This is a genomic window from Streptomyces sp. 549, from assembly GCF_030124175.1.
GTDB lineage: Bacteria > Actinomycetota > Actinomycetes > Streptomycetales > Streptomycetaceae > Streptomyces.
Map to the genome: position 1 here is coordinate 98154 of NZ_JASKMT010000014.1, position 19196 is coordinate 117349.

The following is a 19196-nucleotide window of genomic DNA, read 5'->3' on the forward strand; positions in this document are numbered from 1 at the left end:
GGCTTGATCATCGTGCGCTGCCCCGGTTGCGGCAGAGCGGCCCTTGTCGAGTCGGCGCCCGAGCACCGCGGGAGTGGAAGCCGGACGCTGTTCCGTCCGCGCCGCCTGCCTTCCGGCGTGGGTGAAGCGAGCTGAGAACCGGAGCGAGGTCCTGCGTGCCGTCGGCCGCATCCACGCCTCGGCGCCCGTCTCCTGAGCGGCTCGGCAGCGGCAGGACAGGACGCGAACGAGGCCTGGGGACACGCTTGCCAGTGGACGTGAGGACGTCCCCTCCTGCTCAGGCGTTCCGGCCGACAGGCACGTGGCACGTCAGGGAGGCCGCAGGAAAGCACCGGATCACGGTCGGGGTCTGCTGTACGGGGAGGAGCAGAAGGTCGTATCCTCACTACCGGACGGCCAAGAAGTTCTTCACACCGCCCCCAGAAGGCAGTCACCCCACGCGCATGCAGCCCACGCTCGCCTCGCTCGTACAGCACTCCTCGCTGAAGCTGACCGTGCTCGCCGGCGAGGGCCGCCTGTCGATGCCCATCCGCTGGGCCCAGGTCAGCGAGCTGGAGGACCCCGTCCCCTACCTCGACGGCGGCGAACTGCTGCTGATCACCGCGATGAAGATCGACGCGGAGAACCCCGACGCCATGCGCCGCTACGTCGACCGGCTGGCGGGTGCCGGCGTGATCGGGCTGGGGTTCGCCGCCGGGGTCAACTACGAACAGGTCCCGCAGGCACTGGTCGACGCCGCCAAGGAGGCGGACTTCCCGCTGCTGGAGGTACCGCGCCGCACGCCGTTCATCGCCATCACCAAGGCGGTCTCGGCGGCCATCGCCGCCGAGCAGTACCGCTCGGTCACCGCGGGCTTCGAGGCTCAGCGGGAACTGACCCGGGCCGCGCTGACCGCCGAGGGGCCCGCCGCGCTGCTCGGCAGGCTCGCCGTGCACGTCGGCGGCTGGGCGGCGCTCTACGACGTGTCCGGCGCGCTGGTCGACGCCGCCCCGACCTGGGCGGAGCGCCGGGCGGGCCGGCTGAGAGTCGACGTCGAGCGGCTCCGGGACCGGCCCGCACCGGCGAGCGCCGTGGTGAGCACCGCCGACGGGGACGACCGGGTGGAGCTCCAGACGATCGGCAGCGGCCGTCGCGTCCGGGCGGTCCTCGCGGTGGGCACCGGTGCGGCTCCGGGAACAGCCGAGCGGTACGCGGTGAACTCGGCGGTGGCACTGCTGACGCTCACCACCGAACGGTCCCGGGCGCTCCAGGAGGCCGAGCAGCGGCTCGGCGGCGCGGTGCTGCGCATGCTGATGTCCGGCGAGGCCGGTCACGCCCGGGCCGTCGCGGGCAGCCTCTACGGCGGCCTGCTGGACTTCCCGCTGCGCGTCATGGTCGCCGAGGCGTCCAACGGTTCCGAGGCGCCGGCCGACCCGCCGGAGCCCGGCCCGCTCGACCTGCTGACCGAGGCCGTGGAGGCCGGTGCCGCGCGCAGCGGTGAGGCGGTGCTCGTCGTGCCCGACGGGGGCCGGCTGATCGTGCTCGCCGCCGACGGCGGCGCAGCGGTCACCGCGTGCGCCGAGTACGTGCGCGGCGTCGCCGACCCGCTGGTGGTCGGTGTGTCCGCGCCCACCGGTATCGCCGCTGCTCCGGCCGCCTTCAAGCAGGCGGACCAGGCGCTGTCGGTGGCCCGGCGGCGCGGCTCGCCGATGGTCGAGCACGAGGACATGGCCTCCGGCTCGGTGCTGCCGCTGCTCGCCGAGGACGCGGTGAAGGCGTTCGCCGACGGCATGCTGCGGCCCCTGCACGAGCACGACGCGAACGGGCGGGGCGACCTCGTCGCCTCGCTGCGCGCCTGGCTGTCGCGGCACGGTCAGTGGGACGCCGCCGCAGCCGACCTGGGCGTGCACCGGCACACGCTGCGGTACCGGATGCGCCGCGTCGAGGAGATCCTCGGCCGGTCCCTGGACGACCCGGACGTGCGCATGGAGCTGTGGCTCTCGCTGAAGGCAACCCATGTGCCCGGCGTGAGCCACAGCTCCTGAAACCACCGCTTCACCGGCTCACCGGCGTGGTGCCGGGCCCGCCGGCGTCCCTTCCCGTGAGGGGCGGGGCGCCGACGGGCGCGGCGGTCAGGTCGCGCAGTACTGCGCGGCCTTGCCGATCGAGCGGTACATGCAGTCGGCGTTCTCCAGCAGGAGCAGCACCGCCTCGCGGTTGCGCGCCGTCTCCCGGTCGATGACGCTGCCCGGCGGGTAGAACCCGTCGCGGTGGCCCGACGGCGGGTACATCTCGAAGGTGTAGGTGAAGATCTTCTGGCTTCCCCACATCCAGTCGCCGATGGTGCCGTCGGTGATGTAGAGGTCGCTGGACTGCTGCGGCCGGTAGCCGTTGCTGCGGGCCATCTGCGTGCCGACCGCGGCGTGTGCGTCCCGGTCGTCCTGGGTGAGGCCCGCCGCGGTGTCGGCGTAGGTGTAGCCGTAGGGCCACAGCACCAGCTCACCGTAGGTGTGCCAGTCGATGTGCGCGGTGATCTGCTGCTTGCCGCCGATCACCCGGCTGCGCACGAAGTCGGCGATCACCTTCGTCTCCGGGCCCGACTCGGCGGCCCGGCCGCGGTAGGTCTGGCTGCTCGGGCTGGTGGACGACCCGCCGCAGCAGCCCCAGCGGTAGTTGAAGTTGCGGTTGATGTCCGTGCCGATCGCGGTGCTGCCGGAGTTGGGTTGCCGGTTCTTGCGCCAGTTGCGCCACGTGCCGGAGTCCTGGTCGTAGACCTTGCCGTCCGGGTTGAGCGACGGCACGATCCACACCTCGCGCTGGTCCAGCATGCGGGTGATGCGGGCGTCGCTGCCGTAGCGGGTGCCGAACTCGCGCAGCATGTACAGCGCCATCTCGGTGGTGAGGTGCTCACGGGCGTGCATGTTGTGGGTGAAGAGCACCTCGGGCTTGTTCTCGTCGACCCGCACGTTGGAGCTGACCTTGACCGCGAATATCTCGCGCCCCTGGTGGCTCCGGCCGATGACCCGGCGGCTCATGAGGTCGGGGTACTGCCGCACGAGGGTGTCGACGGCCGCCGACATGCGCGCGTAGCTGTGGTAGTCGGAGGGCGCGGCGGCCAGGACCTCGTCCCGGTCGGCCACGTCGGGCAGGGCCTTGGTGGTGAAGCCCCGGCTTCGCAGGGCCGCGGCCTCAGCCGGGCCCGCGGTGACGACGAGGGAGTCGCCGTTCACCTCGTCGATGGCGGCACCGGTGTCGGCGACCGCCGTGCGCTCGGCACGGGTGTCGGCGCCGGTGACCTGGTACTGCCGTTCCGCCGGTTGTTCGGCCCGCGAGCGGTCCGCCGCGGGTGACGCGGTGGCCTGGGCGCCCAACGGCACGGCCAGGGCGAGAGTGAGCAGGACGGCGGCGGAGGTGGTCCGCCGGCCGCGCTTGGGAAAGCGCATCGCATCTCCTGGGGTGTCCAGTTCGAGACGGGGTGGGGTGCGCGTGCGGCGATATCCTTGCCTGCTGTCATGTCTTGGTCAATGGCTCTTTCGGGTCAGTGCCAAAGCGGAGCGGGCACGCCCGGCAGTGCGCCGCGCCGGACAAGAGGAAGAGGCGGACGAAAGCCCTACGGTGGACACAGAGCACCAACCCCACGACATTCGGAAGGCCGGGATCCGCAGTGACTGAAGCGACTTCCACCCACGCGTTCTGGCTCGCCGGCCGCGAGGCGACCGGCGACGAGACCTTCGAGGTCACCTCGCCCTGGGACGGCCGGACCGTCGGCCGTGCCGCCGTCCCCACCGACGCTCAGGTCGAGGAGGCGGTGGCCGCCGCCGCGGCCGTCGCCGAGGAGTTCGCCGCGACCCCCGCGCACGTCCGTGCCGCCGCCCTCGACCACGTCGTGCGACGGCTCGGCGAACGCTCCGAGGAGATCGCCCGGCTCATCTCCGCCGAGAACGGCAAGCCGATGAAGTGGGCCCGCGGCGAGGTCGGCCGCTGCTCCTCGGTGTTCCGCTGGGCCGCAGACGAGGCCCGCCGCTTCAACGGCGGCGAGGCGCAGCGCCTCGACTCCGACGCCGGCGGTACCGGACGCCTCGCCCTCACCCGGCGCTTCCCCCTGGGCACCGTGCTCGGCATCGCCCCGTTCAACTTCCCCCTGAACCTGTGCGCGCACAAGGTCGCCCCGGCCATCGCCGCCGGCGCCCCCATCATCCTCAAGCCCGCCCCGGCCACCCCGCTGTCCGCGCTCGTGCTCGGCGAGATCCTGGCCGAGACGGACCTGCCCGCCGGCTCCTGGTCGGTGCTGCCGGTCCCCAACGACCGCATGCCCGCCCTCGTCCAGGACGAGCGGCTGCCGATCATCTCCTTCACCGGCTCCGCCCCCGTGGGCTGGTCGATCCTCGACTCCGTGCCGCGCAAGCGCGTCACGCTGGAACTGGGCGGCAACGGCGCGGCCGTCGTGCTCGCCGACTACGCCTCCGAGAAGGACCTCGACTGGGCCGCCCAGCGCATCGCCACCTTCTCCAACTACCAGGGCGGCCAGTCCTGCATCTCCGTGCAGCGGGTCATCGCCGACACCGCCGTCTACGACCGCCTGGTGCCCAAGGTCGTCGCGGCCGTCGAGGCGCTGAACACCGGTGACCCGTCCGACGACGCCACCGACGTCGGCCCGCTGGTCAGCGAGGAAGCCGCCAAGCGCGTCGAGAGCTGGGTCGAGGAGGCCGTCGCCGCCGGCGCCCGGCTGCTCACCGGCGGCAAGCGCGACGGCGCCACCTTCGCGCCCACCGCCCTGGAGAACGTGCCCGCCGACACCCAGCTCGGCCACGAGGAGGTCTTCGGCCCGGTGATGACCTTCACCCGGGTCGACGGTGAGGACGAGGCCTTCGCCGCGGCCAACAACTCCCAGTACGGCCTGCAGGCCGGGGTCTTCACCCACGACGTGCAGACCGCCTTCCGCGCCCACCGGGCGCTGGAGGTCGGCGGCGTGATCATCGGTGACGTGCCCTCCTACCGCGCCGACCAGATGCCCTACGGCGGCGTCAAGCAGTCCGGCGTCGGCCGCGAGGGCGTGCGGTTCGCGATGGAGGACTACACCTACGAGCGGGTCATGGTGTTCACCGGCCTCGACCTCTGAGCCACCCTCACCCCGCGGGCGGACGGCCCGGGACCGGACACCGGTGCCGGGCCGTCCGGCTGCCCGCGCCCCGAGGACCCGAGCCGTGCACCCGGCCCGGCGACCCGGCGCACGACGTCCGCCGCCTGGCATGGACGGGACGGATCGGGTACATACGGATGAGTAGCACCAACCGGTAGGCGAACGGGAATGTGCCCCTACTCAGCGTCGAGGTGAGTCCATGTCCGCGCAAACCCCCAGCTCCGCCCCCAAAGCGGTGACCGAGCGCGAAGCGCGCGAGGTAGCCGAGGCCGCCCGCGAACAGGACTGGCGAAAGCCCAGCTTCGCCAAGGAACTCTTCCTCGGCCGCTTCCGCCTCGACCTCATCCACCCGCACCCCGAACCGGCGCCGGACGACGTCGAACGCGGCGAGGCGTTCCTCGCCCGCCTGCGGGAGTTCTGCCGGACCCGTATCGACGGCGGACTCATCGAGCGCGAGGCGCGGATCCCCGACGAGGTGGTGGCCGGGCTGCGCGAGATCGGCGCACTCGGCATGAAGATCGACACCCGGTACGGCGGGCTGGGCCTCAGCCAGCTCTACTACAACCGCGCCCTCGCCCTCGTCGGCTCCGCCAGCCCCGCCGTCGGCGCGCTGCTCTCCGCCCACCAGTCCATCGGCGTACCGCAGCCCGTCAAGACGTTCGGCACGCAGGAGCAGAAGGACGCCTTCCTGCCGCGCTGCGCCACCACCGACATCTCCGCGTTCCTGCTGACCGAACCCGACGTCGGCTCCGACCCGGCCCGGCTCGCGACGACCGCCGTGCCCGACGGCGACGACTACCTGCTCGACGGCGTCAAACTGTGGACCACCAACGGAGTGGTCGCCGACCTCCTGGTGGTCATGGCCCGCGTCCCCCGCTCGGAGGGGCGCAAGGGCGGCATCTCGGCGTTCGTCGTGGAAGCCGACGCCGAAGGTGTGACCGTGGAGAACCGCAACGCCTTCATGGGCCTGCGCGGCATCGAGAACGGCGTCACCCGCTTCCACCAGGTACGTGTCCCGGCCGCGAACCGCATCGGGCCGGAGGGCGCCGGCCTGAAGATCGCCCTGACCACGCTCAACACCGGCCGCCTGTCGCTGCCGGCGATGTGCGTCGGCGCCGGCAAGTGGGCCCTGAAGATCGCCCGCGAGTGGAGCGCCGAACGCGTCCAGTGGGGCAAGCCCGTCGCCGAACACGAGGCCGTCGGCTCGAAGATGTCCTTCATCGCCGCGACCACGTTCGCCATGGAAGCCGTCCTTGACCTCTGCTCGCAGATGGCCGACGAGGACCGCAACGACATCCGCATCGAGGCGGCACTGGCCAAGCTGTACGGCTCGGAGATGGCCTGGCTGATCGCCGACGAACTCGTCCAGATCCGCGGCGGCCGCGGATTCGAGACCGCCGACTCGCTCGCCGCCCGCGGCGAACGCGGCGTGCCCGCTGAGCAGTTGCTGCGCGACCTGCGCATCAACCGCATCTTCGAGGGCTCAACCGAGATCATGCACCTGCTGATCGCCCGCGAGGCGGTGGACGCGCACCTCAAGGTCGCCGGTGACCTCATCGACCCGGACAAGTCCCTCCAGGACAAGGCGGTGGCCGGCGCCAAGGCCGGCGGGTTCTACGCCCGCTGGCTCCCGCAGCTCGTCGCCGGAACCGGCCAGCTCCCGTCGTCCTACGCGGAGTTCGGCTCACTCGCCACCCACCTCCGCTACGTCGAGCGGCACTCGCGCAAGCTGGCCAGGGCCACCTTCTACGCCATGTCGCGCTGGCAGGGGAAGATGGAGACCAAGCAGGGCTTCCTGGGCCGCATCGTCGACATCGGCGCCGAACTGTTCGCCATGAGCGCGGTCTGCGTCCGCGCCGAGAAGCTCGCCGCGGACGGCAAGGACGGACGCGCGGCCCGGCAGCTGGCCGACGCCTTCTGCCGACAGGCCCGCATCCGAGTCGACGAACTGTTCGCGCGGCTGTGGACCAACACCGACGACGTCGACCGCAAGGTGGTACGCGGCATCCTCGACGGCGCCTACACCTGGCTTGAGGACGGCATCGTCGACCCGTCCACCGACGGCCCCTGGATCGCCGAGGCGGCCCCGGGCCCGTCGAAGGCGGAGAACCTCCACCGCCCGGTGCGCTGACCGGCCACCGGCAGTCGTCCTTCGGGCCGCCCCTCCGGCGGCGGAAAGCCCGCCTGGTGCCGTATGCCACGGCCGTCCGGGCTTCCGCCGTCGGTGCGCGGTCGCGCGCTCAGCCCTTCTCGCACGGCTGCTTGGCGATCAGCTTCTCGGTGAGGTCGCGGGCGAAGACGTCGGCCTTCTTCTCGAAGTCCTTCTGGTCGGCTTCCCGCACAGTGGTGAGGACGGAGTAGTATTCCGCCTTCTTTTTATCGTTGCGGCATTTCGAGATGTTAACCACTCCGCCGGGCCAAGAGGCAAACGAGTCTCCACTTCGCTGTTCGGCGTGGGAGTACCTCTCTTCATGAGCGACTTGCAGAGAGGTCTTGCTCTCGTCGTGCCACTTCCCTCGGGTGACAATTATAGCCGTGCTGTCGATTCGCAACTTGCAACTGTACAGTCGCTCTCCGATTCCATAATTCTCTTCGTTCTGAGAGGAGTGATCCCCCGGAGGAAGAAGGTTGTCTAGGAGATCTCGTTCCACCGGTACGCCGCAGATGTCTTCGGGTACGGAATAGTTCTTTCCATCGGAACAGGAAGTCATTGTCAGGAGTGTCGCCGCCGTGAGCGCGGCCGTTCCTAGTCTACGGTGTCGCTTGCTGACCATGTCGCTCCTGCCGAGTGGCTATTGCTGGACTGCCTACGGGCGGTAGCGCGCAGGTCAACCCGCGTCTGCTCGTTGATATCGGGATTATCCGCAATCGCGCGATTCACTGCGTCTTCCGCATGAGAGATGACCGACTGGCGCCCCGTAGTGAAGTCCTTTCCGGCCTCGTTTGAAGCGCTCTCCTTGGCTTCTTCCTCTACCTGCTTGAGCATGCTCTCCTTGATATCCTCAACCGCCCAGTCTGCCAAGTCGCCGACCACCGGAACCCGATCGCCGATGGAGCCGGTTGCCAGGCTAAGAGTTCGCTCTACCCACTGCCCCTTCTTTTCCGCTGCTTCGATGAAATCTCCGCTATCTGCTCGTGTGGCGTCTGCACGTGCTTGACTCATGATTCCGGAGATGGTTGCGCCAGGGTCGGCTGCGTTTTCTACGCGGATGCCGATATTCACTTGAGATTCACCAGAGGGATTGATCGCCCTGTCCATCAGGAACTCCGTGTACGCGCGTTGCGCGTTGGTGATTGTTCCGTAGGAATCGGGTTCCCTTCCCAGTGCCTGGAGCAGTTTTCGTGCATCGTCGGGGTCGATTTGAGATGCAACTCCGAAGGGTGGGTAAGTTGTTGTGTCGCTGCCACTCTGAGAGATGCTCCTGTCGACATCTGCGATATAGTCGGCAGTGATTCTTCCGAGGCTGTCGCGGATCGGGGAGAGTCTTTCCTTGTCGTCGAGAAGGTTCGGTTTCTCTCCGAATGCCTCGAAAATTTCCTGTGTAATACCTGCCGCCGCTTCCGAGTGCTTCGGCGGGATGGCGAGCGGGTCGCCGTCGTAGGGAACACCCGTGGTCGCTGCTTCCAGGGCATGCCCGAAGGCGTCAGGCCCGTGCTGGAGCGCGGCGGCGCGATCGTCGAAGCCTCCACCGGCGATGTCGACACCCCATGGGAAGTCCTCGCCTGCCATCAGTTTCACGTAACTGCCGAAGTCGGCCTTCGCCCCCTTGTCCACCGACCCGTCCTCCCGGTAGGCGGTCGGGGTCTCGCTGAAGAACTTCTCCGCTGCCTCCGGGCTGTGGCCCAGGGCTTCGAGCACGCTGGTGATGGGGGCGTAGCCGGTGCCGACCTTGCCCGACGGGTTGAAGCCGTAGTCGGTGTCACCGCCGGACGGCATGTTGTGAACGAACTTCAGCGGGTCGTCCTTCTGCAACTGGACGACGTGTTCGGCGATGGGGTTGAGGAACGACGGGTCGTAGTCGCCGTAGCGCAGCAGGCCGCCGAGTACCTGGTAGCCGTACGGGCTGTTCCACGCACCCAACTTGACGTCCAGCGGCTGTGTGCCCAGGCGGCGGAACTCCTTGCCCCAGCTCTCCGGCAGGTGCTGCTTCGGGCCGTCGTGGCCCTTCGGCGCGTCCGGGTCGGTCGCGTTGGCGAGGGTGTGGCCCATGCCTCGCTGCAGTTCCCTGGCCAGGGCCAGGCGCTCGCTGTTGTCCCCGTCGGTGCCGTCCAGCGACATGCGGCCGTAGAACCGCAGCGCCTCCTCGGGCCCGCCTAGCCCCTTGTAGAAGCGGGTGGCGAACTCGCCGTTGGGTTCCTTGCCGTTGTGCTTGAGCAGCGTGTTCAGCTCGGCGTACTGCTTGTCGGTCATCTTCGGTCCCAGCGCGGCCAGTTCGTTGGCACGCTCGGCCTGGGCCTCGTCGAGGGACTTGTAGGTGGCGTGCCCGAAGTCGTGTGCGTCACCGCCGTGCGCCTTGCGCAGTGCTCGGGAGGCCGAGTTGTCGATCTCCTCCGCCCGGGCGATCAGCTGGTTGATCCGCCGCTGCAACGCCACCGGATCGAGGCCCTGCTCGGAGCCGGAGTCGGCCGTGGGGCCGGGGCCGCCGGGGCCCTGGCAGGTGACGGTCCCGTCCTTGTTGTCCCGGACGTGGATGAAGGCCGCCGATGCCTCGGACACGACCGCGGCGAGCTGCTTCTGCACCTCGACCAGGTCGGTGTGGGCGTCGCGGAGGACGTTGCGGATGCTTCTGGCCTGGGCCAGGGCGTCGCCGAACTCCTTGGAGGTCTTCTTCACGAACCGGCGGGTGACGGTGGCGTTGAGGCCGTCCCACCGGGCGCGTTCGGACTTCGCCAGCATGCCGTCGCGGGCGTCGCCGTCCAGCTTGTCGAGCCGCTGGACGAGGTCGGTCCAGTCCGTCACCGCCTTGCCGAGATCGTTGAAGGAGATCTGCCGGAGGTTCGAGAAGGTCAGGGCGGGCACTGCGGGCTCCCGTGCACTGGAACCGGTCGGGTGTTCACCGAACCGGTCGGGGTTTCACTTGAACTGGTCGAGGATGTGCGAGACGGGCATGGCGCTGCCGTCCCGCTGCCGCATGGTCGCGGCGATGTGGGCCTCGTCCTCGCTGTGGCGCCTGCGTGTGTAGTTGAGGTGGTTGGAGATGTGGGCGCAGGCCTGGAGCAGGGTCCTGCGCTGGCCGTTCCAGACCTCGGCGGTGAGGCTCAGGGCCGGTCCAAGGGTGAAGTCGTTGCCCTTCAGCGTCGTGGCGGCGCGCTGGCTCGACTCGCGGGCGACGTCGCCGTCCACGTTGAACCGCTCGAAGAGGCCGTGCGCCTCGTTGCCCACGGCGCCGAGGTCATCCTGGTGCACGGTCAGGTCCGCGGTGGAACCGGCCGGGTCAGAAGGACCGCCCGGGCCAGAAGGACTGGCCGGAACAAAGGGACTTCTCGGGCTGAGGGGGCTGCTCGGAACAAGGGGATTGCCCGGAACAAGGGGACTGCCCGGACCCCCGGGGTCGTTGAGCCCGTTGAGCCTCGTCGTGGCGGACTGTTCGACGGCGGCTTTCGCCTGGGCCCACTCCTCGTCGAAACCCACGTCATCACCTCAGGTGTGTGGTTGGCTGCGGAGTGCGACGCGAAGTTATCAGGTGGGCATGACACGCATCCGCGCGGTGCCCGACCGGACAGCGGCGCACGCCCGGGCGTGCGCACCCGGGCGTGCGCTGCGGACCGGGACGCCCTGTCCGGTCACCGGGGCCGCCGGGACACAATGGGGCCATGACCGACTCCCTCGCTGACCCTCATGTCAGCTATCAGGCGGCAGCCGGCGTCCCCGACGGACCCCGGGACGTCGTCGTCCTCGGCTCGACCGGATCCATCGGGACCCAGGCCGTCGACGTGGTGCTGAGCAACCCCGACCGCTTCCGGGTGACCGCGCTGTCCGCCGCCGGCGGCCAGGTGGAACTGCTGGCGGAGCAGGCGCACCGCCTGCGGGTGGGCACGGTGGCGGTGGCGCGGGAGGACAAGGTCGCCGAGCTGCGCGAGGCGCTGCGTGCGCGGTACGGCCCCGGCGAGCCGCTCCCGGAGGTACTCGCCGGCCCCGACGCGGCCACCGAACTCGCCGCCTCGCCGTGCCACACGGTGCTGAACGGCATCACCGGTTCCATCGGCCTGCGCCCCACACTCGCGGCCCTCCAGGCGGGGCACGTACTCGCGCTCGCCAACAAGGAGTCGCTGATCGTCGGCGGCCCGCTGGTGAAGGCGCTCGCCCGGCCCGGGCAGATCGTGCCCGTCGACTCCGAGCACTCCGCGCTGTTCCAGGCGCTGCTGGGCGGCACGCCGCGTGAGGTGCGCAAGCTGCTGGTCACCGCCTCCGGCGGGCCGTTCCGCGGCCGGACCAGGGCCGAACTGGCCGACGTCACGCCGCAGGACGCGCTGGCCCACCCCACCTGGGCGATGGGACCGGTCATCACCGTCAACTCGGCGACGCTCGTCAACAAGGGGCTGGAGGTGATCGAGGCGCACCTGCTGTACGACGTGCCGTTCGAACGCATCCAGGTGGTCGTCCATCCCCAGTCCTACATCCACTCGATGGTGGAGTTCGTCGACGGGTCCACCCTCGCCCAGTGCGGCCCGCCCGACATGCGGCTGCCGATCGCGCTGGGCCTCGGCTGGCCGGAGCGGGTGCCGGACGCCGGACCGGTCTTCGACTGGTCGCAGGCCATGAACTGGGAGTTCTTCCCGCTCGACGAGAAGGCGTTCCCCGCGGTGCCGCTGGCCTGCGAGGTCGGCGCACTCGGCGGTACCGCGCCGGCCGTGTTCAACGCGGCCAACGAGGAGTGCGTCGAGGCGTTCCTCGCAGGCGGGCTGCCGTTCACCGCCATCGTGGATACGGTTGCCGCAGTGGTCGAGGAGCACGGAAGGCCGGACGGAACCGGTCTGACCCTGCAGGATGTCCTCGACGCAGAGACGTGGGCGCGCATCCGTGCCCGCGAGTTGGCGGCAGTTGCCCCGAGCACCGCAGCGGAGGTCCGCGCATGACGGCCCTGATGACCATTCTCGGCATAGTCGTCTTCGTTGTCGGCCTGCTCTTCTCCATCGCCTGGCACGAGCTGGGCCACCTGTCCACGGCGAAGATGTTCGGCATCCGCGTGCCGCAGTACATGGTGGGCTTCGGCCCGACCATCTGGTCGCGCACGAAGGGCGAGACCGAGTACGGCGTCAAGGGCATCCCGCTCGGCGGCTACATCCGCATGATCGGCATGTTCCCCCCCGGCGACGACGGCAAGATCCGCCAGCGCTCGACCTCGCCGTTCCGCGGCATGATCGAGGACGCCAGGGCCGCCGCCTACGAGGAGCTGCAGCCGGGCGACGAGAAGCGGCTCTTCTACACGCGCAAGCCGTGGAAGCGTGTCGTGGTCATGTTCGCCGGGCCGTTCATGAACCTCATCCTGGCCGTGGTGATCTTCCTCAGTGTGCTGATGACGTTCGGCGTCAACACCCAGACCACCACCGTCGCCAGTGTGTCGGACTGCGTGATCGCCGCCGGGGCCACCACCGACAAGTGCCCGGCGAACGCGCCCGACGCCCCGGCGAAGGAGGCCGGCCTGCGGGCCGGTGACAGGATCGTCGCCTTCGACGGGGTGTCCGTGACCGAGTGGGGCGCGCTGCAGAAGCTGATCCGCGAGGCGCCGGCCACCGTCACCATCACCGTCGAGCGGGACGGCCGGACCACGGACCTCACGGCCCAGCCGATCCAGAACACCGTGCATCGCACCGACGGCAAGGGCGGCTACGTCGAGGGCGAGTACGTGCAGGCCAGCTTCCTGGGCTTCGCACCCGCCTCCGGAGTGGTCCAGCAGTCCTTCCCGCAGGCCGTGGACCGGATGGGCGACATCATGACCGGCGGCTTCCAGGCGCTCGTCGCCCTGCCGTCGAAGGTGCCGGACCTGTGGAACGCGGCCTTCGCCGGCGGCGAGCGCAAGGACGACTCCCCGGTGGGCGTGGTCGGCGCGGCACGGGTCGGCGGCGAGATCGTCACCCTCGACATCCCGCCCAGCCACCGGGTGGCGACGATGCTGTTCCTGCTCGCCGGGTTCAACCTGTCGCTGTTCCTGTTCAACATGCTGCCGCTGCTGCCGCTCGACGGTGGCCACATCGCCGGCGCCCTGTGGGAGTCGGTGCGCCGGGCCTTCGCGAAGGTGTTCCGGCGCCCCGACCCCGGACCGTTCGACGTGGCGAAGCTGATGCCTGTGGCCTATGTGGTGGCAGGGATCTTCATCTGCTTCACACTGCTCGTACTGGTGGCCGACGTGGTGAATCCGGTGAAGCTCGCCGGTTAGCGCAGCACCGCAGGTGGGCGCCCGATCACCGCGCTGACCGGGCGCCCAGCACCCCTCCCGCGCCGCGGGAGGGGTGTGCGCCCGTCTTCGGCCGTGCCGTAATCTCGACAGCGGAGCCCGCCGATCTCGGGACCGAGAACCACACCTTGGGGTTTGCTCAGATGACAGCCATCGCGCTGGGAATGCCGTCCGTACCGATCAAGCTCGCCGAGCGGCGGGTGAGCCGCCAGATCCAGGTCGGAAGCGTGCCCGTGGGCGGCGACGCACCCGTCTCCGTGCAGTCGATGACCACGACCCGCACGTCCGACATCGGGGCCACGCTCCAGCAGATCGCCGAGCTGACCGCCTCCGGCTGCCAGATCGTCCGCGTCGCCTGCCCCACGCAGGACGACGCCGACGCGCTGCCCGTCATCGCGCGGAAGTCGCAGATCCCGGTCATCGCGGACATCCACTTCCAGCCCAAGTACGTCTTCCAGGCCATCGACGCGGGCTGCGCCGCCGTCCGGGTCAACCCCGGCAACATCAAGCAGTTCGACGACAAGGTCAAGGAGATCGCCGCAGCCGCCTCCGCGGCCTCCACGCCCATCCGGATCGGTGTGAACGCCGGCTCGCTCGACCAGCGCCTGCTGCGCAAGTACGGCCGCGCCACCCCCGAGGCGCTGGTGGAGTCCGCGCTGTGGGAGTGCTCGCTGTTCGAGGAGCACGGCTTCCGCGACATCAAGATCTCCGTCAAGCACAACGACCCCGTCGTCATGGTCAACGCCTACCGGCAGCTCGCCGCACAGTGCGACTACCCGCTGCACCTGGGTGTCACCGAGGCCGGGCCTGCCTTCCAGGGCACCATCAAGTCCGCGGTCGCCTTCGGCGCGCTGCTCTCCGAGGGCATCGGCGACACCATCCGCGTCTCGCTCTCCGCCCCGCCGGTCGAGGAGATCAAGGTCGGCAACCAGATCCTGGAGTCGCTGGGCCTGCGCGAGCGCGGCCTGGAGATCGTCTCCTGCCCGTCCTGCGGACGCGCCCAGGTCGACGTGTACAAGCTGGCCGAGGAGGTCACCGCCGGGCTCACCGGTATGGAGGTGCCGCTGCGCGTCGCCGTCATGGGTTGCGTCGTCAACGGTCCCGGCGAGGCCCGCGAGGCCGACCTGGGCGTCGCCTCCGGCAACGGCAAGGGCCAGATCTTCGTCAAGGGCGAAGTGATCAAGACCGTGCCGGAGTCGAAGATCGTGGAGACCCTCATCGAGGAGGCCATGAAGATCGCCGAGCAGATGGAGGCCGACGGCGCCCTCTCCGGCGAGCCCGAGGTCTCCGTCAGCTGACCTCCGGGCGAGCGCCTGCACCGTCCGGCCCGGAGGTAAAGTGCGAATCACCGCTTCCTCCACATCCTTATCCCTCCGGGCCGACACGGTGAGGCTGGACCGCACGTGCTGACGACAACAACCACCAGGGCGCTCGGGCCCGGCGAACTCGACGAGGCGCTCGCTGTGCTCCAGCGCAGGCCCGTCGACAACGCCTTCGTCACCGCCCGGGTGCGGGCCTCCGGGCTCGACCCCTGGCGGCTGGGCGGCGAGATGTGGGGATGGTTCCAGGACGGGCGCCTGGAGTCGCTCTGCTACGCCGGCGCCAACCTCGTCCCGGTCTGCGCCGGTCCCGAAGCGGTCAGTGCCTTCGCCGAGCGGGCCCGCCGCCAGGGCCGCCGCTGCTCCTCCATCGTCGGTCCGGCCGAACCCACCGCCGCCCTGTGGTCGGCGCTGGAACCCCACTGGGGCCCGGCCCGCGAAGTGCGGCCCCACCAGCCGCTGATGGTGACCGACGCCCCCTCGGTGACGGTCGCCCCCGACCCGTACGTGCGGCGGGTCCGCAAGGACGAACTCGACCTCGTGATGCCGGCCTGCGTGGCCATGTTCACCGAGGAGGTCGGCATCTCGCCGATGGCCGGCGACGGCGGTCTCGTCTACCAGTCCCGCGTCGCCGAACTCGTCGGCTCCGGGCGGGCCTTCGCCCGTTTCGAGGACGGCCGGGTCGTCTTCAAGGCGGAGATCGGCGCGGTCACCCCGCAGGCCTGCCAGATCCAGGGCGTGTGGGTCGCGCCCGACCGCCGCGGCCAGCGCCTGTCCGAGAGCGGCATGGCGGCCGTGCTGCGCTACGCCCTCAACGAGGTGGCGCCCGTCGCCAGCCTCTACGTCAACGACTTCAACACCGCCGCCCGGGCCTCCTACCGCCGCGTCGGCTTCCGCGAGGTCGGCGCCTTCATGAGCGTGCTGTTCTGAACCGCCACCGCGGGGCTGTTCGGAACCGCCCGCGCGGCACCCCGTTAGGGTCGGCGTATGCAGTATGACGTCGTGGTCGGCCCCCTCGACCTGGCCGCCCGGGTGGACGAGGCCCTCGCCGTGCAGGCCCTCGCGTTCGGACTGACCGACGACGAGGTGGACGTGCGCCGCCCGCTGGTGCTCCGCCACCTCGCGGTGCCGGGCGCCCGCGCGCTCGGCGCCACCACGGCCGAGGGCCGTCTTGTCGGGTTCGTCTACGGGCTGCCCAACGACCGCACCCACTGGTGGTCCACCGTCGTCGAGCCCTACCTGCGGGCCGGGGGCAACGCCGAGTGGCTGCACGAGGCCTTCGTCATCACCGAGCTGCACGTCCACCCCGCGCACCACGGGCACGGCACCGGCCGCCGGCTGATCACCGAACTCACCGACGCCGTACCGCAGCCGCGCTCCCTGCTGTCCGCGCTCGACACCGAGAGCCCCGCCCGGCACCTCTACCGGTCCCTGGGCTACCGCGACCTGGCCCGCGGCGTGCACTTCCCCAGCGCCGCCAGCCCCTACGCGGTCATGGGGGCGCCGCTGCCGCTGCGCCGCCGAAGCGACTAGTCTTCCCTTTTCCACCCCTTGTCCCACGGTCCGCATTCAGGAGAACCACCATGGCAGCCCGAGTCCAGCGCCTGTCCCGCACGATGCTGAAGACACTGCGCGACGACCCGGCCGACGCCGAGACCCTCAGCCACAAACTGCTGGTGCGCGCCGGATACGTCCGCCGCACCGCCGCCGGGGTGTGGACCTGGCTGCCGCTCGGCAAGACGGTGCTGGAGAACGTCTCACGCATCGTCCGCGAGGAGATGGACGCCATCGGCGGCCAGGAGGTGCTGCTGCCGGCCCTGCTGCCCAAGGAGCCCTACGAGGCGTCCGGGCGCTACGAGGAGTACGGCGACCTGCTGTTCCGCCTCAAGGACCGCAAGGGCGCCGACTACCTGCTCGGCCCGACGCACGAGGAGATCTTCACCCAGCTGGTGAAGGACCAGTGCTCGTCCTACAAGGACCTGCCGGTCATCCTGTACCAGATCCAGACCAAGTACCGCGACGAGGCCCGCCCCCGCTCGGGCATCCTGCGCGGCCGCGAGTTCCAGATGAAGGACTCCTACTCCTTCGACGTGTCCGACGAGGCCCTGGCCCAGGCGTACGCGCTGCACCGCGCCGCCTACACCCGCATCTTCGAACGCCTCGGCCTGGACTACCGCGTGGTGTCCGCGGTCTCCGGAGCCATGGGCGGTTCCGCCTCCGAGGAGTTCCTCGCGCCCGCCGAGGCCGGCGAGGACACCTTCGCGGACTGCCCGGCCTGCGACTTCGCCGCCAACACCGAGGCCGTCACCACCACCGTCGCGCCCTCCTCCACCGAGGGGCTGCCCGCCACGGAGGAGCTGGACACCCCCGACACCCCGACCATCGAGACGCTCGCCGCCCACCTGGGGGTGGACGCCGCCGCGACGCTGAAGAACCTGCTGGTCAAGGTCGACGGCGAGATCGTCGCCGTCGGCGTGCCCGGTGACCGCGAGGTGGACCTGGGCAAGCTCGCCGAGCACCTGGCGCCCGCCGAGGTCGAGCTGGTCACCGCCGACGACTTCACCGGCCGCCCCGACCTGGTCCGCGGCTACGTCGGCCCGCAGGGCCTCGACATCCGCTACCTGGCCGACCCCCGGGTCGCGCCCGGCACGTCCTGGATCACCGGCGCCAACAAGGAGGGCAAGCACGCCAGGAACGTGGTGTGCGGCCGGGACTTCACCGTCGACCAGTACCTCGACGTGGTCGTCGTCGAGAGCGGCGACCCCTGCCCGGCCTGCGGTGCCGGACTCCACCTGGACCGGGCCATCGAGATCGGCCACATCTTCCAGCTCGGCCGCAAGTACGCCGACACCTTCCAGCTCGACGTGCTCGGCCAGAACGGCAAGCCGGTCCGCGTCACGATGGGCTCCTACGGCATCGGCGTGTCCCGCGCGGTCGCCGCGCTCGCCGAGCAGACCGCCGACGACAAGGGCCTGTGCTGGCCCGCCGCGGTCGCCCCGGCCGACGTGCACATCGTCGCCGCCGGCAAGGCCGTGCAGATCGAACTCGCGGTGGAGATCGCGGAGAAGCTCGGCGCGAGCGGGGTGCGGGTCATCGTCGACGACCGGGCCGGCGTCTCCCCGGGCGTCAAGTTCACCGACGCCGAACTGGTCGGTGTGCCGCAGATCCTCGTGGTCGGCCGTGGCGCGCCGCAGGGCATCGTCGAGCTGAAGGACCGCCGCACCGGCGAGCGTGAGGAACTGCCCGTCGCCGACGCCCTGGCCCGCTTCGCCCACTGACCGGACGCTCCCGGACCCGCCCGCTCACCGACCGGCCCCGGCCGGTGGCCCGCACGCACCCGCGGACGGGCCACCGGCCGCCCGGCAGTAAGGCAGCCGGGCAGGCAGACAGGCGGACGATGGGTCGTCGGCGGTGCGACACCTCACAGCCAGCCGGCGAACTCCAGCAGCAGCTCGCCGTCGTCACGGCTCCCCGCGAGCAGGTGGCGTACCCCCGACTCCACGGCCCGGTAGCGGGTCCAGCCGCGCAGCCGCTCCCGGTCCACGTCCAGCGAGTCGGCCAGCTTCACCACCCTGCGGCGCGCGGCGGCCGGGGCGCCCGCCGAGGCCACCAGGTCGTGCAGCCGGTCCCTGGCCAGCCTGGCCAGGTCGAACGCCGGCTCGCCCGCCAGCGGCTCCGGGCCCACCGCCAGCCACGGCGGACGGTCCGCGCCCGACGCGGCATCCGCCCCCGAGGACAGCACCGCGCCCTGCCGGAAGTCGCCGTGCAGCAGTACCGCGGACGGCGGATCGGCCAGCAGCTCGTCCCGCACCGCCAGGGTCTCGTCCACCACCGCGCGCACGGCCGGCGGCGCCTGGGCCAGCATCGACGCGGCCTCGGCAGCCGTGTGCTCGGCAACCGTGGCGAAAGCGCCGCCACCCGGGTCCACCCACAGCCGGCGCACCGCGGAGACGGCCTCCAGCGTCGCCTTCGGCTCCGGCAGCGACCGCAGCGACACCTCACCGTGCAGTCGTTCCAGCAGCAGCGCCCCCTCCTCGGGCGCGGACGCCAGCAGACGCACCGCACCCAGTCCCGCCCAGCGCTCAAGTGCCGCGGCCTCCGCCTCGGCGGCGGGGCCGTCCGCGCAGAGCTTCAACGCCACCGGTGTGCCGTCGGCCCGCCGGGCCAGCACCACCAGGGCGGCACGCCCACCGGGCACGACCAGCCGCTCGCCGGTCAGCTCCCAGCGATCCAGCATGCGCCGGGCCAGCGCCGGGAGCGCGGCCAGCCACGGGTCGTCGGCGCCCCGGGCGCGGACCAGCCGCTGCGGAGGTTCGGGAGACGAGGCGAACACCATTCCTGCGTGGGGCCTTTCGTCGTCCG

14 protein-coding genes are annotated in these 19196 nt (G+C 70.8%); 9 read left to right on the forward strand and 5 right to left on the reverse strand.

Going from position 1 to position 19196, the window contains the following annotated elements:
* Positions 1–443: 443 nt before the first annotated feature.
* Positions 444–2024 carry a PucR family transcriptional regulator gene (locus tag QNO07_RS17260; RefSeq protein ID WP_283992949.1) on the forward strand — a complete coding sequence of 527 codons (1581 nt, stop codon included), beginning with the start codon at positions 444–446 and terminating at the stop codon, positions 2022–2024.
* A gap of 87 nt (positions 2025–2111) precedes the next feature.
* Here the strand turns inward: QNO07_RS17260 and QNO07_RS17265 are convergent, their stop codons facing one another.
* Positions 2112–3422: a M14 family metallopeptidase gene (locus tag QNO07_RS17265; RefSeq protein ID WP_283992950.1), complete on the reverse strand. Its 1311-nt coding sequence runs from the start codon at positions 3420–3422 to the stop codon at positions 2112–2114.
* A 221-nt stretch (positions 3423–3643) separates the two neighbouring features.
* Here QNO07_RS17265 and QNO07_RS17270 point away from each other — a divergent pair, with 221 nt between their 5' ends.
* Both QNO07_RS17270 and QNO07_RS17275 read left to right on the forward strand, forming a co-directional pair.
* Positions 3644–5098, forward strand: coding sequence for an aldehyde dehydrogenase family protein (locus QNO07_RS17270; protein ID WP_283992952.1), 1455 nt, complete (start codon positions 3644–3646; stop codon positions 5096–5098).
* Between the two features lie 220 nt (positions 5099–5318).
* The gene (locus QNO07_RS17275; RefSeq protein ID WP_283992954.1) at positions 5319–7250 is read left to right on the forward strand and encodes an acyl-CoA dehydrogenase family protein; all 1932 of its coding nucleotides are present in this window, start codon (positions 5319–5321) and stop codon (positions 7248–7250) included.
* Positions 7251–7359: 109 nt separating this feature from the next.
* On the opposite strand, the gene QNO07_RS17280 is transcribed toward QNO07_RS17275, so the two are convergent.
* Genes QNO07_RS17280 through QNO07_RS17290 form a run of 3 tightly spaced genes read right to left on the reverse strand, consistent with a single transcriptional unit; the run spans position 7360 to position 10526 of the window.
* Entirely contained in the window at positions 7360–7893 is a 534-nt protein-coding gene (locus tag QNO07_RS17280; protein ID WP_283992955.1) for a hypothetical protein, read from the reverse strand.
* Entirely contained in the window at positions 7866–10139 is a 2274-nt protein-coding gene (locus QNO07_RS17285; protein ID WP_283992957.1) for a DUF6571 family protein, read from the reverse strand. Before QNO07_RS17285 ends, QNO07_RS17280 begins: the two co-directional genes overlap by 28 nt.
* A 54-nt stretch (positions 10140–10193) precedes the next feature.
* A complete protein-coding gene (locus QNO07_RS17290) occupies positions 10194–10526 on the reverse strand; it encodes a hypothetical protein (protein WP_283992958.1) in 333 nt (110 codons plus the stop codon).
* Positions 10527–10933: 407 nt separating this feature from the next.
* On the opposite strand from QNO07_RS17290, the gene dxr reads away from it, so the two are divergent.
* The 6 genes from dxr to QNO07_RS17320 all read left to right on the forward strand — a co-directional run bounded on the left by dxr (position 10934) and on the right by QNO07_RS17320 (position 18112).
* Positions 10934–12196 carry a 1-deoxy-D-xylulose-5-phosphate reductoisomerase gene (gene dxr, locus QNO07_RS17295; protein ID WP_283992960.1) on the forward strand — a complete coding sequence of 421 codons (1263 nt, stop codon included), beginning with the start codon at positions 10934–10936 and terminating at the stop codon, positions 12194–12196.
* Positions 12193–13497, forward strand: a complete 1305-nt coding sequence (locus QNO07_RS17300) for a M50 family metallopeptidase (RefSeq protein WP_283992962.1) — start codon at positions 12193–12195, stop codon at positions 13495–13497. The genes dxr and QNO07_RS17300 overlap by 4 nt, the downstream gene beginning before the upstream one ends.
* A 161-nt stretch (positions 13498–13658) precedes the next feature.
* The gene (gene ispG / locus QNO07_RS17305) at positions 13659–14813 is read left to right on the forward strand and encodes a flavodoxin-dependent (E)-4-hydroxy-3-methylbut-2-enyl-diphosphate synthase (RefSeq protein ID WP_283992963.1); all 1155 of its coding nucleotides are present in this window, start codon (positions 13659–13661) and stop codon (positions 14811–14813) included.
* 105 nt (positions 14814–14918) lie between these two features.
* Entirely contained in the window at positions 14919–15764 is an 846-nt protein-coding gene (locus QNO07_RS17310) for a GNAT family N-acetyltransferase (RefSeq protein ID WP_283992964.1), read from the forward strand.
* A 57-nt stretch (positions 15765–15821) separates the two neighbouring features.
* Positions 15822–16367: a GNAT family N-acetyltransferase gene (locus tag QNO07_RS17315; protein ID WP_283992965.1), complete on the forward strand. Its 546-nt coding sequence runs from the start codon at positions 15822–15824 to the stop codon at positions 16365–16367.
* A 50-nt stretch (positions 16368–16417) separates the two neighbouring features.
* Complete coding sequence (locus QNO07_RS17320) at positions 16418–18112, forward strand: proline--tRNA ligase (RefSeq protein WP_283992966.1); 1695 nt, start codon at positions 16418–16420, stop codon at positions 18110–18112.
* 143 nt (positions 18113–18255) lie between these two features.
* On the opposite strand, the gene QNO07_RS17325 is transcribed toward QNO07_RS17320, so the two are convergent.
* Positions 18256–19170, reverse strand: a complete 915-nt coding sequence (locus QNO07_RS17325) for an aminoglycoside phosphotransferase family protein (RefSeq protein ID WP_283992968.1) — start codon at positions 19168–19170, stop codon at positions 18256–18258.
* Between the last annotated feature and the right edge of the window lie 26 nt (positions 19171–19196).